Source organism: Gemmata palustris, from assembly GCF_017939745.1.
Lineage (GTDB): Bacteria > Planctomycetota > Planctomycetia > Gemmatales > Gemmataceae > Gemmata > Gemmata palustris.
In genome coordinates this window covers 1,777,851-1,792,286 of record NZ_JAGKQQ010000001.1, presented here as the reverse complement: position 1 = coordinate 1,792,286, position 14,436 = coordinate 1,777,851, and the positions used below count along the sequence as shown (strand labels likewise).

The window sequence follows — 14,436 nt, the reverse complement described above, 5'->3', positions numbered from 1 at the left end:
TTCGAGCGCTCCAGATTGGGTGGTGCGGACGACGTGCCGATCGTGGCGAGCAATCGGCCGCTCATGGTCGGGCGCCGTGGGGCGCGATTGTATGTGCGTGCCATTGTCACAGTGCTGGAATGAAGAGACCTGATACCGGCACCCGAATTGCTTGCCGTTACCCTCGTATCCTTCGCCCACAGGGGTTATCCAGTGAAGCGCGCACTTCTACTCACGGGACTCGGCGCAGTGGGGTACCTCACGTACCGGGCGCTGAAGCCGAGGTACGATTTCCGCAACAAGCACGTTCTCATTACTGGCGGGTCGCGCGGTTTGGGCCTCGTTATGGCCCGGCAACTGGCCAACGCGGGCGCACGGATCTCGATCTGTAGCCGTGAACCGAATGAACTGCTGCGTGCGGTCGATGACCTGAACCGGTACGGCGAGCGGGTCGTCGCGGTCGAGTGCGACGTGACCGATCGCGACCGGGTCCATGAGTTTGTGGCCTACGCCCAGCTCCGAAACGGACCGGTCGATGTGCTGGTCAACAACGCGGGTATCATTCAGGTCGGCCCGCTCGACGAAATGCGCGAGGAAGATTTTGCGCAGTCGCTCGCGACGCACTTCTGGGCCGCTCTTTACACCACACTCGCGGTGCTCCCAGAAATGAAAGCCCGGCGCGCGGGGCGCATCGTGAACATCGCCTCGTTCGGCGGTAAGGTCGCGGTGCCGCACCTGCTCCCGTACTCGGCGGGTAAGTTCGCGCTCGTCGGGTTCTCCAACGGCTTGCGGAGCGAACTGCGGCAACACGGGATCGTGGTGACGACCGTGTGCCCCGGGCTGATGCAAACGGGCAGCCACCTCAATGCGGACTTCAAGGGGCGGCACGAAGAAGAGTATGCGTGGTTCGCGACCGGCAACGCGGTGCCCGGGTTCTCGATGGTCGCGGAAATGGCCGCGTCGAAGATCATCTCCGCGTGCGCGCGGGGGGATGCAGAACTGGTACTCGGGCTGCCCGCAAAACTGGCGGTCGCGTTGCAAGCGATCTGCCCGAACCTGACGGCCGATCTGCTCGAACTGACCAACAATCACATACTCCCGGCTCCGGGCGGAATCGGCACCGCGACCGCGAAGGGGAAGCACAGCCGCGGCTCCCTACCCGACGCGGTCACCGCGCGCACCGACCGCGCCGCAGCACGGAACAACGAAATCGCCGGCGCTGCGGTCGTGCCTCCCCCACTACCGTCCGCCTGACGCTCGTTACATCGCACTTTTTCCGCGTGCGAGAGCGAGGATGCGGTCCTCTGGAAGCTGTTCCGTTGCGATCAGGTTTCGGGCCGCGTTCACGGGCTGTATGTCGCCTTCGCGCACGAGGTAGAACTCGCCGGCTTTTTGCTCGGCGAGTTTGTCCGCGGCACCCGGTTTCGCTTCCAGCATCGGCTTCAGTTTCCCGATCGCGACCGGTTCCTTCACGCGCCCGATGAGCCACGTCAGTATCTGGTCCCGACATCGGTAGTCGAGATCGCCGGGGCTCTGCGTCGCGAGAAACAACCCGATTCCCGCCGAACGTGCCCGCTTCAGGAGGCTCTCCATCGGCCCCTTCGTCGCGGGCTTTCCGACGGCTGGTAGGTACAAATCGGCCTCATCAAACAGGAACGTGGCCTGGAGCGCGCCTTCTGGCGCCGGGTTCTTCGCCCGCCACCGGTCCACCGCGAGCAACAACTGCGACACCCAGAAGTCCGTCGTCGTCGCGTCGCCCAGGAACTGCGTGTTGATGACACTCAGCCGCGTCTTACCCGGTGCCGTGCCCGACCCGCGCCCGAGTAGCGCGTCCACGTCCAGGGATTCGGCGCCATCGAGCAAGCGACGGTGCTGAAGGGAGAGCGTCAGCAGGTCCGTCGCCAAATTCTTGAAGTGTTTGGCCTCAAATTGTCCATCGAACTGTGCCAGCAGTGCTTCGTCCTGATCCGCGACCAGCCGCTGAATCGCTCTCACGCTGACCGTCTGACCGGGCGCGGCCGCCAGTGTTTCGATGCCCTTTTGCAAGATGACGAGCTTTGGGTCGGGCGTTCGGGACTTGTAACCCATCATCACGCCGAGCCCCGCTGCTGCGAACTGCGCGGTCTGCTCGCGGTCCGCGGTCGGCGCTGAAGCGAGGTCAGACGGAACCACCGAGATCGCGAGCGGGCGCCCGCGGTCGGCGCCGGGTGTGTAAAGGACCACATCGATTGCTTCCTGGAGTTGGGCACGCCGGGCCGCGCGATCCGGGTCGGGTTCGGGCGCGGTCCACGCCGTCGGGTCCGCGTACCGGGCGAGATCCCCCTTGCGATCAAGCAACACCGTCGGGATGCCGGACAGGAGTAACTGCTCGATAATGGTGAGCGCGGCCGTCGTCTTCCCGCTCCCGGGACTCCCGAGAAACGCCGCGTGCCGACACATCGACTTGGGCTGCAACTCGACCGGCGCCGCAACCGCGCTCCGCGTCAGCCCGAACCGGATCGCATCAAACTTTGTGACGGGAGCCTGTGGGGTGACTGTGGGTGTGATCTCCTTCGGCTTCCCCTCGGGAGGAAGCGGTGGGGCGGGTGGAAGTGGCTTCGGGGGACCGGCGGCTTCGAGTTTGTCGAGATCGAGAATCTTGCGAAGTGAAGGCAGCGTGACTAGCGGGCGCGCCGTCTTGTGCCAATCCACGAAACCCGGCTCGTTACGGTGCCGCTGCTCGAACGTGCGGAACGCGGTCATTGCGCGCCAGTCCGTGTTCGAGATCACCGTCTTGCGGTGTGTTCCAACGGGGGCGCATATTTGCGCGAGCTGTTTTGCAATACCCGTGCTCGGTGACTTTGAGAAGTCGGTTGAGCGAACAAGAACGGCGGGGAGATCACCAGCGCGCTTCACGGTATCATCGATTTGTTTGCCGAGGTGCCCGCCCTTGGAAGTTTTATCGCACACTGCGACCAGGAGTTTGTCCACGGCGTTCCCACTTTGTACCTCGACTTGCACGAACCGATCGTCCGGGTCTGTGCCAAAGATCAATCCATTGCGCAATTCGTCCGTCGCGGTCCGAATCGTCCACGCGAGCAGTTCGGCAAGCTTCGACTCGTTCGCTGTCGGTCCGTTGACGGTCGGTAGGAAATCGCTCCACAGTCGGGCAAAGTCGTTGGGTGGCGGAGGCGGAGGTGGTGGGAGGGGGTCGATCGGACTGAGGGGGACAATTCGTTTCTGCTGAACGCACTGCTCGCGGTGCTTGCGGAAGAAGTCGAGCACGTCGCGCGTGCGCAGACCGACCAGTTGGGTCAGGTCCGAGACGGTGTACGGCGCGAGCGGGTTGTCTGTAGCGGGCACGGTTACCGTAGCGTACAGTTCATCTAGGCGCCGCGCGAGCATCGCGCGGATCTCGTCCGCTGTTCGCTTACTCGCGAGCCGGATGGGGGCGGGATCGCGTTCCAACCGGTCCAGCTTCGGGCGCGATAAGAACTGCGCGTGTTGGGCTTGTCTGAACAGGTCTTCAAGACAACCGATCACGACGACCGCGTTCGGTAGGGCATCGACGACATCGATTAGCGCGTTGATTGCGGCGCGGAATTGTTCGCCCGGTTGGACGTCGCCACGCGCCTGTTCGATGATCTCGTCGATTTGGTCCACGAGCAGCACGAGCGCGGCCGAATGGACGGCGTGTATCAGTTGACCGAGACTTACGATCGTCTTGAGCGGCATCTCCGAGCCGGGGCGTGGGACCAATCCACCGAGTGCTTCCTGGTCGTATTTCGGCAGGTCTTCGCAACGCAACCAGCTCAGCACTTTTGGCCGGATGCGTCCGTCGTTGGGCAGCAGGAACAGCACCGCCCGGAGCACATTAATATCGATGTGCGCGAATCTCTTTTCCTGTACTGCGGCGTCCGCGAAGCGGAACACCAAGCGCGCCATCTCCTCCGGTTCGAGGTGGTCTTCGCAGAGACGCTCCTGGTCGTCGGCGTTGATCGGCAGTGCATCAAGGAGTCCACGGGCCAGGCGCGCCAGTCCGGTCGTCGGGTCGCCCGATTTGTACGGCTGTTCGAGCGAATCGATTAAGTAGCTAAGAACGTACCGCGGGTAATTGTCGGACCGGCTGAGCATCTGCATGTAACCGCAGTACCCGGCCCCGGTTTTGTGAGACGAATTGCGGAACGCGCGCATCAGGTGGGTTTTTCCGCTCCCGGCTTCGCCGAGTAACAACAGGCTTTTGCCGTGTGGTGGCAGGTCGGCGTCTGATGCACGATCCAAAAGGCGCGAGAACGCGGCCCGGGCCTCGGGGTGGACGACCTCGACGTCGAACGGGTCGGGCGTCCAGATTTGATTACCGTGGACGATCGTACTGAATACTTCGGGGCCGTCGGGAGAGCAGTAGACAGCGATTCGCGGATCGACTGCGGTCGGCGTTGGGGCAGAAGCAACGGTGGGCGGCATGGCTCAGTTCCCCTCAACGAGGATAAAGTGGAAAGTCGCAGTGAGGTAAGTCGTTTCGGACGCACGGACATCGGCCGGGTCCATTAGTTGCACGAGGTCAGCACGGCTGAGCGTGAGCAGGTCGGCGCGGTTGGCCTCAATAAGCTTTGCCTTGAACCCGTCGAAACCAAGGGCGGCAAACCTCGGCTCGTCGCAAAGCTGTTTCCAGACGTGGCTGATGAATACCTTGTTGTCACCGAACCGCCCGGTCGGGCACGTGCGTGCGACCGACTTCACCGTGTTCGCGAACATCTCCAGGTCGAACGGCTCGTCAATCACCGGCTCGATGTGCCGGCTGGTACGAGGTTCGTCGAGGCGTCCATCAAGTATGGCCGCGTACAATTTTTTCTTGTCCAATTGCGACACGTTCAGGCGAACGCGGGGAAGCACCTTTTTCGCGTCCGCTTGGCTGATCGGATCGCCGCCAATGGCCTCTCCGAGCTTCGCTTGGATCAGGGTCTTGAGTGCTGTGAAGTCCGGGTGGCCGAGGGCGCGACAGAGCAACGCATCTACTATCTTCGTCAGCGTGTGCCCCGTGCTGGCCGGGAGGCGTAGTTGCCTTTTCAGCAAAAACGCTGCGAGATTCTCGCCAGTTTTAGCCTTCTCGTATTCTTCGGAATCCAGCGATGGGCCGAGTGCTCTGGGGACGAGATACTTCGCCTGGACCGTCGTCCAATTCGCTCTCGGGGGGAGCTTCTCGATTCCCAGGTACTCCAGCGCCCGCGCGCGGCCCGCGTCGGTCGCGCGCTGACCTTTCGGAGCCACGAACCCGTCGGCGCGGAGTTCGGTAAGTGCGTCCTCGAGGTGCTCGGCGGACATCGGGCGGCGAAAGAATACCCCCAGGTCCGTGTGCAGTTGCTTCAGTTGGATGCTTGCCTTCGTAGGTAGCAACCGAAGCAGGATCAGATCAGCCAGGGAGACGGCCGGCGCCGGGCCGGTGGTGGTCGGCGGGTCGAGGAGTGCGGGTTCGCTCACGCGGCACCTGTTGGGTGTGCGGAGGCGCGCCGGAGTTCGACGGCCTCCAGGATCGTGTTCAAAACCAGTTCGAGATCGCTCACCACGTCCTCCGCGAGAAAGCGGAGGACCATGTAGCCGTGCTTCTGGTAGAGCCAGTCCTTGCGTCGGTCGCGGCGGAACTGGTCGGCGGTCAGGTGGTAGTGGGCGCCGTCGACTTCGATCACGAGCTTCAACGTCTCGGCGAGGAGGTCGGCTTCGGCGGCCTGATTGCCGTGACGGAACTCGAGCGCGCGATTGGGCCGGAACAACCCGGCCGTTTGTGGCATCGATTCCAGTTGCCCGAACAGGAACTCTTCGTGGACGCTGCGGAAGTCGGAGGTCAGGTCCGTGGCGGTCGGGGCGCGCACGGCCCGCGTCGCATCGACGAACGCGGTCGCGACTTCGTCCGCCAGGCCGTCCGCCGCGAGCCGGTCCACCGCGGTCGCCGGGGGTTCGAGTCCGGCCCCGCGCAGGCGCTCATTTAATTCGTTCCCGGAAACTCCGCGGACTTCGACCAAACCCTCCCGAATGAACGCCGTTACGCGCGCGTCGGGGTACTTCGTGCCGAAACGCTCGTACTCATCGGGATCGAGCGCCAGCGCGACTGGCACGCGCGGTTCGGTGGTCGCGATCGATTCGAGGAGGCGCAACGCGGGAAGCAGTTCGTCGGGCGCGGGAACGAGGAGCAGCGCCGGCCATTCGTTCGGCGGGTACAGAGCGGTAATCGCGCGAACGACCTTTGTTAAGCCATCTGTGGTGCTCGCGATCGCGCGAACAAAATGCGCCGGGTGGGGATCGGTGCCGACCGCGCGGTCGGACAGGATCATGTGCGCTGCGATTGCGCCCGGTGCGTGCGGATCAATCGGGAGTGCGCGCCACAAAACGTCGAGGTCGTAGCGGGTCATCCGCTCGACTTCGCGTGCGAGTGCTTCGGCGTCGCGTTTGGTTACCGCTGCTAACCACTCGACGGCCCTCTCTGCGGGAGTGGCGGTGCTAAACGCGGAACCCACCCAGGCTTCGAGAACGGCGATCAACTCCGCGCTGAATGCGATCGCACACGGGCGCTGGTCCACTTCGGCCCACGCGCGCCACGCACGCAGACCTAGCCCGCGCGGTCCCACAAGCGCGGAAACGGTCGGCACGTTCTGCGCGCGACGCGCCTGATGGCGCAGGAGTGCAGCGGTGATCGGAGCAGCGTTCATGGGCGTTGGTGTGTTCGGAGCCGAGTTAATAGTCTTTCGCGATAGCAACCGTAGATCCAGTGAATTCACACGAAAATCTGATTGCTAGCCAGACACGACCGAGCTGTGACCGCCTTAAAACTGGGTCCGCGCTCATTGGGTGTTGCTATTTGGAGGAGAGGGCGTGCGACCAACGCTCTTGACATTCGATGCGAGTTGCATGTACAACATGGGTATGGAAGACCTCCCACCCGAGTACCGAATCGCGAACGAGTGCCTGGCCGGTCGGGTTCGGGTGCTGAACCGCGTTGTCACCGGCGTCTTTGACGACGCACTCCGGCCGCACAAGGTGCGCGTCAGTCAGATGAACGTGCTGGTTGCGATTGCGGCGGGCGGACCGGCGCGCGCTGCCGATGTGTGCCGGCGGTTGCGGCTCGAGAAATCAACGCTGAGCCGGGATCTCGATCGCCTCATCGAGCGCGGGTGGGTGCGAACCATTCCCACGGACGGCCGAACGCAACTTCTGGAAGCGACGACCGCGGGGCGGGAACTCATCAAGAGTCTGATGCCCGTTTGGGAAGAGGCACAAGCGCGCGTGAACGAGCTAATCGGCCCGGAGTTGGCCCGCAACATTTTCAACGCGATCGAAGGACTGCGCACTGCCGATCAGGAGTCGCGGTAGTTTTTTGCGGATTTTGTTGTATATGCAACGGAATTGCTTCCGGCGTTGCAACTTTGGCGGGGCAGGGTGGGCCTCGCGCCGTGTGTTGGGTGAGCGAATTCGCAGCGAGATGTAAGGCGCCGAGAGTACATGGGGTATGCTCACGACATCGATGTTGTATATGCAACATTTTGGGTAAAAGTTGAAATGGGACCGCCGAATTCGGCACGGGAGAGCAGATGAACAAGCGAATTCGATTCCTTGTGGGGGCTTCCATCGCGGGGCTCGCGGCGGGCGGAGGAGCCGTCGCGTACTCCACCGGCGCGCCACCCACGACCGCGACCAAAAGCGCGTTACCAGCGCCGTCCACAACCGTGTCGCGTGCGGTTCGAGTGAAAGAGGTCCGGTCCGAATCGGCGGCGAGCGAGCAGACCTACACGGGGGTCATTCGTGCCCGATACGAGACCGATCTCGCGTTCCGCGTCGGGGCCAAGATCGTGTCGCGACACGTCGAGGTCGGTCAGCGCGTGTCAGTCGGTACGCTGCTGTTTCGACTCGACGCGACCGACTACAAGCTCGCGGTGAAGGCGGCCGAAGCCGATCTGATCGCGGCCGAGGCCGAGGTAGTGCAGTCGGTCGCTGAGCACGAGCGACAGGTTCGGACCTACCGGAACGGGGTCGGTAGCGGGTCCGATCTGGACAAGGCGCGCTCGGCACAGGACGCCGCGGCCGGTCGGCGCGACCGGGCGAAGGAGTCCCTGACGCTCGCGCGGAACCGGCTCTCGTATTGCGAACTCATCGCCGACGCCGATGGCGTGATTACGACTCTCCCGGCGGAGACCGGGCAGGTCGTGGCCGAGGGGCAGATCGTTGCACGACTCGCTCGGGACGGAGAGCGCGAAGCGGTCGTGAATCTCCCCGAGAATCAGGCGATCGCGGCTCGAACGGCCCGCGCTTCTGTCACTCTGTGGTCCGCTCCCGGGGAGTCCTTCCCTGCCGTGCTTCGCGAACTCGCGCCGATCGCGGACCCGGTTACGCGCACGTATCAGGCTCGCTTCACGGTCCAAAATCCGAGTCCGAAGGTCGTGCTCGGCATGACCGCGACGGTTCACTTGTCGCCGTCGGGCGCGGAACCCGGATACATCCTCCCGCTGTCGTCGTTGCTCCGCACGGGGCCGAAGCCGGCGGTTTGGGTGGTAGAGCGTTCCACCGGTGCTCTCACACTCGTGCCGGTCGAGGTTCGGGAGTACCGGCACGAGACGGTGGTTCTGTCCGGCGGGGTTCGGTCCGGTCAGTGGGTGGTGACCGCCGGCGTTCAGAAACTCGACGTGGGTGTTACCGTCCGGGCGTGGGAGGAAACCCCGTGAACGCTCTCAATCTGTCGGCATGGGCAGTCAAGCACCCGGCGTTCGTCCTGTACCTCATCCTCGCGGCGGCCGTAGCGGGGTTGTACGCCTACCTCGGAATGGGTCGCGCGGAAGACCCGTCATTTACCATCAAGACGATGGTCGTGTCGGTGGACTGGCCCGGTGCGACGAGCGACGAAGTCCAGCGGCAAGTCGCCGACAAGATCGAGGAGAAGCTCCAGGAGACGCCGTACCTCGACTACCTGCGCACCTACTCACTCCCGGGCCGGGCGGTCGTCACTGTACAACTCCGCAACGACACCCCGCCGAAGTCTGTACCCGACATCTGGTACCAGGTGCGGAAGAAAGTGGGGGACATCAAGCACACGCTGCCGGAAGGCGTTCGCGGGCCGTTTCTTGATGACGAGTACGGCGATGTGTACGTGGCGATTTACGCCTTTACGGGTGCGGACTATACCCCGGCCGAACTCAAGCGGATTGCCGAAGACGCACGCCAGCGGCTCCTGCGCGTGAAAGATGTGAACAAAGTGGTGCTCGTCGGGGAGCGGCCGGAGAAGGTGTTCGTCGAGTTCTCGCACCGCAAGCTCGCGACCCTCGGGGTCGGTCCGCAACAGGTCTTCGACAGCCTCCGCCGGCAGAACGCGATCACCCCGGCCGGGAGCGTCGAGACCCCGACCGACCGCGTATACGTTCGAGTGGACGGGCCGTTCACAGCGGCCGAAAAGGTCCGCGCGGTCCCGGTTCACGCCAGCGGGCGCGTGTTTCGAGTGGGTGACATCGCGGACGTTCGGCGCGGGTACGAAGACCCACCGACATTCACCGTCCGGCACAACGGGAAGCCGGCGATCGAAGTCGCTGTCGCGATGCGGAACGGCGGTAATGTGCTCACCCTCGGGCGCGCCCTTGATGCCGAACTCAGCGCGATCGAAGCCGATCTCCCGGCCGGCGCCGCAGTCGAGCGCGTCGCGTTTCAGCCGCACGTGGTCGAGGAGTCGGTCGGCGAGTTCACCCGGTCTTTCGTGGAAGCACTCGTCATCGTTTTAGTGGTGAGCTTCCTCTCGCTCGGCTGGCGCAGCGGCGTCGTGGTGGCGCTCAGTGTTCCGCTTGTTCTCGCCGCCACACTGGTCGTGATGAACGCAGTGGGGATGGCTCTGGACCGGATCAGCTTGGGGGCGCTCATCCTCGCGCTGGGGTTGCTCGTGGACGACGCCATCATCGCGGTGGAGATGATGGTGGTGAAGATGGAGGAGGGCCACGACCGGATCACGGCGGCCACGTTCGCGTGGAGTAACACCGCGTTTCCGATGCTTACCGGAACCCTTGTCACGGTGGTCGGGTTCTTGCCGGTCGGTTTCGCGAAGTCCGGGGCAGGGGAGTACGCGGGCGGCATCTTCTGGGTGGTCGGCATCGCCCTGATCGCGTCGTGGCTCGTGGCGGTGGTGTTCACGCCCTATCTGGGGGTGAAACTGCTCCCCAATCTTTCTTCGCGACCTGTCGCCCACGGCGCTGGGTTTCACGGCCGCCCCAACGACGCGAATCACCCGCACCACGATCCGTACCACACTCGGATGTACCGGGTGCTGCGGTGGGCCATCACCGCGTGCGTGCGGCACCCGCGCACAGTTGTGGCTCTGACGGCGATGATGTTTGCGGGCTCGGTCTACGGGATGAAGTTCGTTCCGAAGCAGTTCTTCCCGCAATCGTCGCGGTCCGAACTGATGGTCGAACTGAGACTGCCCGGCGGGTCGTCGTTCACCGCGACCGAGGCCGAGGTCGCCAAGCTCGAAGCCGTGCTCGCGGGCGACCCGGACATCGATCACTTCACCGCCTACACCGGGGCTGGGGCGCCGCGCTTCTATCTGGCGCTCAATCCCGACTTGCCGGACCCGAGCTTCGCCAAGTTCGTGATCCAGGCACGCGATCCCGAAGCACGCGAGCGGCTCCGGACCCGACTGATGGAGCGATTCGCATCGGATACCGAGTTCGCGCTACCCCGCGTGCGCGTGGTGCGCCTCGAATTCGGCCCACCGGTCGGGTTCCCGGTTCAGTTCCGCGTGGTTGGCCCGGACCCGGCCAAGGTGCGCGTGATCGCTCACCGCGTGCGCGACATCATGCGCCAGAACCCGCACGCACGCGACGCTCAGCTCGAATGGGACGAACCGTCCAAGGTGGTGCGCCTGAAGGTCGATCAGGACCGCGCACGAGCGCTCGGACTGACTCCGCAAGATGTTTCTTCAACGCTCCAGACGCTCCTGACCGGTGTACCCGTGTCCCAGTACCGGGAGGGCATCGAGTTGATCGACGTCGTTGCTCGCGCGGTGCCGGAGGAGCGACTAAAACTCGGCGCGCTGCCGGACCTGACCGTCATCGCACCGGCCGGGCACGCGGTCCCGCTCTCTCAGGTGGCGACGGCCTCTTACGAACTCGAAGAGCCGATCCAGTGGCGCCGGGACCGGGAGACGGTGCTGACCGTCCGAGCGGACGTGGTCGATGGGGTGCAGGCCCCGGACGTGACTGCGCGTATCCTCACCGAACTGCGATCACTGAAGGCCGAACTCCCGCCCGGTTACCGGATCGACACCGGGGGAGCCGTGGAGGAGAGCCAGAAGGCGAACGAGGCGCTGTTCGCCGTGTTCCCAGTCATGATCGCGATCATGCTGACGCTGCTCATGGCCCAGGTTCAGAGCTTCAAGAAACTGTTCCTCGTGTTCGTGATTTCGCCGCTGGGACTCATTGGTGCGGTATCGGCGCTCCTGCTGTTCCACGCGCCGTTCGGGTTCAACGCCTTACTTGGCGTGATCGCGCTCGCAGGTATGGACATGCGGAACTCGGTCATTTTGATCGACCAGATCGATCACGATACCGCGAACGGGGCGTCGCTGTGGGACGCGGTGATCGAGTCCGCCGTTCGGCGCGCGCGGCCCGTGGTGCTGACGGCAGCGACCGCAATTCTGGCCATGCTCCCGCTCACCCGGAGCGTGTTCTGGGGACCCCTTGCGGTGACGATTATGGGGGGGCTTTCGGTCGCCACGTTCCTCACGCTCGGGAATCTGCCGGCTCTGTATGTTCTGCTGTTCCGCGTGAAGAAACCGGTGGCTCCGACTGAAGCGTTCCAAAATTGACTCCTGCGGAACAGTTGAAGTCGCGCGAACTTTACTCGTGCGACTTCAACTGTTCGCACTGCTGGTGGTTCGGCGCGATTCCGCAGTGCGATAAGGGGGCGGCGCGTTATTTCGGGGCGTGCTTCGCAGCCCACGTTCCTAACAGTTTGCACAGGTCCGCGGTGCCCAAATCCTTCCCGATGTAGCCGTCGAAGTTTTCAACCGGTTTCCCGAGCGCGAAGTCCGCAACGTAGCGCTCGATGGTCTTCTTCGCGACGCCGGTTGTTGCGCGGATCGTGTCGGCGTCGTGCCCGGCACGGTGGAGCGCGAGAATCAGGTGCGGGCGCCCCTTGGAAATCTCCATCGGCTCCGTCAAGAACCGGTACGCGCGCCCCACGAATTTCGGCGCATCCGGCTTGCCCTTCGCCTTCTTCAGCGACAACCCCACGCGCGAACACGAGAACACCGGCGCGGCACGCGGGGTTTCCGCTTCGGCGATGTGAACAGGGGACGTGGCGTCCCAGATTTTCCGCTGGTTAATGGTGCCGTCCAGCGTGGCTACGCTCGCGCTTTTCGTCTGCGCCAGCAGGTGATCGACCATCACGCACGGGCCGTCGAACATCGTGCCGTCGGCCCCGACGATGGTACGAATCAAAATGCCGAAGTACGCGGTACCGTCACCGAGCGCGAGATCGAGGCCCTTGAACGACCCGCCGCGGTACTCGCCCCGGGTGCGGTGGAAGTACCAGCGCCCGTCTTCGAGTTGAAGCGGGTCGCGGTGGGCGAACAGGTCCGGGTGCGCTCCGCCGGAATAGTACATTTCGAGTTCGGCGAACCGGTACCGCCCGCCCCCAACGACGAAGTCGCACTCGTTCATCAGGCGCCCGGCGATCTCCGCGAACCACGGTGCGAAGTGCTCTTCGTCGATCACGTGCGCCGGCTTGCGACCCAATTCAGCCAGAGGGGGTATGGGCGGTCCCGGTGGGTGAGACAGGAAGACGCTGATATTATTGGCGCGGTGCGCGGTCACTGTACCCTCAGCCCGCGCACCCACTCCGCGGCGCGGGCCAGTTCGTCGTCGGAGAGCCCGCCCGGGCGGTGGATCGCGGCGGTCACGGCCCGGCCGCTCGTCTCATCCGTCGCGGTTACCTCGATGCGACCATTTGAAGCGACCCCGCACTTCACGCGAACCGGCGAACCCTTCGGCAAATCGGGCGGCAATCCCTCGATCCAGCACTCGCCGACCGGGATACAGGCCTCGGCCTGGTGCGCTTCGCCCTGCAAAATGCGCACACGCACGCGGCTCTGGCTCTCTGCGGCGGTGAAATACAAGCGCGACACGGACGCCGGTAACTGCGTGTTCTTCACGATGAGTTTATCGTTCACGCGATCGGCGCCCGAACGCACCTCGACGCCGAGGCTGTGCGCGTTCACGCTGATCTCAACGACGTCGGCGAGGTCCGGTATTGGGGGGAGGGCCGCGCCCGTTTCCGTGGTGGCCGAGACGATCCCGGCGTGAACGGCCGCGCCGCGTGCGACTACCTCGCTGACCGCGAGGCTGCGGTCCGGCTCCTTGCCGGTCAGGTCCGTGAGCATCCGCGAGCAGGCCGGCATGTGCGTGCTCCCGCCGACCATCAGCACCTTGTCCACCGCGTCCCAGGTCAGTTGAGATTGCTTCAAGACCTGTTGCGCGGTGAGCCGCGTGCGAACTAAGAGGTCGCGCGTGAGCGCTTCAAATTCGGCGCGCGCGAGCGGGAACGTGAACTTGTGCCCGCCGTGGTTCACCGTGAAACTCGCCTGTTCGATCTTGCTCAGCGTCCGCTTCACGCGCTCGGCGGTGGAGTACAGGTGCGCGAGCGACTGCGGGTCGGTCCGCGGGTCGGCCCCGCACTGCTGCACGAACTGGTCGGCGGCCCAGTTCGCGAGGCGCTCGTCCCAGTCGCGCCCGCCGAGGCGCACGTCGCCCTCAATGGCGAGTACCTGGAACCGTTTGCGCCCCAGTTTCACGAGCGTGACGTCGAACGTGCCGCCGCCGAGGTCGTACACCAGCACCGTCCGCGGTTGGGCGCCGTCCTCGCCGGGCCGCACCGAGTACGCGAGCGCCGCGGCCGAGGGCTCGTCGATGATGTCGATGACGTTCAGCCCCGCGATCTTGCCCGCGTCCATCGTCGCCTTGCGGCGCGTGTCGTCGAAGTACGCAGGTACGGTGATGACGCACCCGGTCACCGGGCCGAGCTGCGCCGCGGCGTCCTGCGCGAGCTTCTTCAGAATGACGGCCGAGAGAGCCTCCGGACGGAACTCGCGCCCGGCGACCGGGGGGCCGTAATCGGGCAACCCCATGCGCCGCTTGACGAGGGTCGCGACGCGCTCGGGCTGCTCGAGCGCGATGTCGAGCGCGGCCTGCCCGACGACCGCGGCCCCGTCCGGTGCGAGGTAAACGGCCGAGGGCGTGAGCACCTCGCCGTCGCGGTTGGGCACGGTGAAGGGGCGCCCGCGATCATCGAGTGCTGCGACGGCACAGAACGTGGTGCCGAGGTCGATACCGATCAGCGACATGGGAAATTCTGAATGCGGAGGAAGAACGGAAGACCACCTCGATTCTAACGCAAATCGGCCCACGATGTGAGTGGGGACACCTCCCGCCCCCGGCTCCGAAGATCTCGGGGCGC

Annotated in this window: 9 protein-coding genes; 4 read left to right on the top strand and 5 right to left on the bottom strand. The window is 64.5% G+C overall.

Annotated elements, in window-relative coordinates; all coding sequences use genetic code 11:
• Window positions 1-192: 192 nt before the first annotated feature.
• Entirely contained in the window at window positions 193-1,233 is a 1,041-nt protein-coding gene (locus J8F10_RS07225; RefSeq protein ID WP_315854086.1) for an SDR family NAD(P)-dependent oxidoreductase, read from the top strand.
• Window positions 1,234-1,239: 6 nt separating this feature from the next.
• On the opposite strand, the gene J8F10_RS07220 is transcribed toward J8F10_RS07225, so the two are convergent.
• Genes J8F10_RS07220 through J8F10_RS07210 form a run of 3 tightly spaced genes read right to left on the bottom strand, consistent with a single transcriptional unit; the run spans window position 1,240 to window position 6,659 of the window.
• Window positions 1,240-4,422, bottom strand: coding sequence for a helicase HerA domain-containing protein (locus tag J8F10_RS07220; RefSeq protein WP_210653169.1), 3,183 nt, complete (start codon window positions 4,420-4,422; stop codon window positions 1,240-1,242).
• Window positions 4,423-4,425: 3 nt separating this feature from the next.
• Window positions 4,426-5,436 carry a hypothetical protein gene (locus J8F10_RS07215; RefSeq protein WP_210653168.1) on the bottom strand — a complete coding sequence of 337 codons (1,011 nt, stop codon included), beginning with the start codon at window positions 5,434-5,436 and terminating at the stop codon, window positions 4,426-4,428.
• A complete protein-coding gene (locus J8F10_RS07210) occupies window positions 5,433-6,659 on the bottom strand; it encodes an endonuclease domain-containing protein (RefSeq protein ID WP_210653167.1) in 1,227 nt (408 codons plus the stop codon). Before J8F10_RS07210 ends, J8F10_RS07215 begins: the two co-directional genes overlap by 4 nt.
• Before the next feature lie 163 nt (window positions 6,660-6,822).
• Here J8F10_RS07210 and J8F10_RS07205 point away from each other — a divergent pair, with 163 nt between their 5' ends.
• The 3 genes from J8F10_RS07205 to J8F10_RS07195 all read left to right on the top strand — a co-directional run bounded on the left by J8F10_RS07205 (window position 6,823) and on the right by J8F10_RS07195 (window position 11,788).
• Window positions 6,823-7,320, top strand: a complete 498-nt coding sequence (locus J8F10_RS07205) for a MarR family winged helix-turn-helix transcriptional regulator (protein WP_315854085.1) — start codon at window positions 6,823-6,825, stop codon at window positions 7,318-7,320.
• 218 nt (window positions 7,321-7,538) lie between these two features.
• Entirely contained in the window at window positions 7,539-8,666 is a 1,128-nt protein-coding gene (locus tag J8F10_RS07200) for an efflux RND transporter periplasmic adaptor subunit (protein WP_210653166.1), read from the top strand.
• Complete coding sequence (locus J8F10_RS07195) at window positions 8,663-11,788, top strand: efflux RND transporter permease subunit (RefSeq protein WP_210653165.1); 3,126 nt, start codon at window positions 8,663-8,665, stop codon at window positions 11,786-11,788. The genes J8F10_RS07200 and J8F10_RS07195 overlap by 4 nt, the downstream gene beginning before the upstream one ends.
• Window positions 11,789-11,894: 106 nt before the next feature.
• On the opposite strand, the gene J8F10_RS07190 is transcribed toward J8F10_RS07195, so the two are convergent.
• Window positions 11,895-12,797 (bottom strand): hypothetical protein, encoded by a 903-nt coding sequence (locus tag J8F10_RS07190; protein WP_210653164.1) that lies wholly within the window; start codon window positions 12,795-12,797, stop codon window positions 11,895-11,897.
• Window positions 12,794-14,323, bottom strand: a complete 1,530-nt coding sequence (locus J8F10_RS07185) for an Hsp70 family protein (protein WP_210653163.1) — start codon at window positions 14,321-14,323, stop codon at window positions 12,794-12,796. The genes J8F10_RS07190 and J8F10_RS07185 overlap by 4 nt, the downstream gene beginning before the upstream one ends.
• Between the last annotated feature and the right edge of the window lie 113 nt (window positions 14,324-14,436).